Raw genomic sequence first — 534 nt, 5'->3', positions numbered from 1 at the left:
ATCTAAGATAATCTTCAAGATCTATTTGATTACTAATGTCCATTTCTAAAGGTTTTCTATTCTCATATACACCTTGAATGCCGGCTGCTTTCATGCGATTTTTTAAGTTCTTTCTAAGAGCTATTTTGTGGATTTTAGCACTACCTTTACAACCAAGGTTTGGGTTGAGACGGTATGATCTATTAATACCAATACGAGGACCTTCCAAAAGAAGATCCATAGCTATTAGTCTTTTTATGCTTCGATTAAAGTGATGTCTGGTAATACCAACTTTTTTAGCCAATTCCGTTTGATTGACAACTAATAGATTTTTGAAATCAAGACGAGAAGCTAGAATGAAAAACACCTTGAGATCATATCCGTTTAAATTACTTTTCGCTATTATAGCCATCGGATGTTGAGGCATTGCAATCCATTCCTTTTCAAATCCATTTTTATCTTTTAGGTACGACACAAACAACAAAACCTTCTCTATTTTACAATCTATTTGGTATATTTTTTTATCCACGTAGTTAAAAAATCAAATGTTTTTTT

Annotated in this window: 1 protein-coding gene; it reads right to left on the bottom strand. The window is 32.0% G+C overall.

All coding sequences use genetic code 11. From position 1 onward, the window contains the following. On the bottom strand, positions 1-406 hold a 406-nt coding region (locus ACFINU_RS10420; protein ID WP_375667746.1), incomplete at its 3' end, for a hypothetical protein. Positions 407-534 lie beyond the last annotated feature (128 nt).

It is taken from the genome of Bartonella sp. AC130YNZD (assembly GCF_042196865.1).
GTDB lineage: Bacteria > Pseudomonadota > Alphaproteobacteria > Rhizobiales > Rhizobiaceae > Bartonella.
The sequence above is the reverse complement of the archived record's forward strand: the minus strand, read 5'-3'. Positions and strand labels throughout refer to the sequence as shown.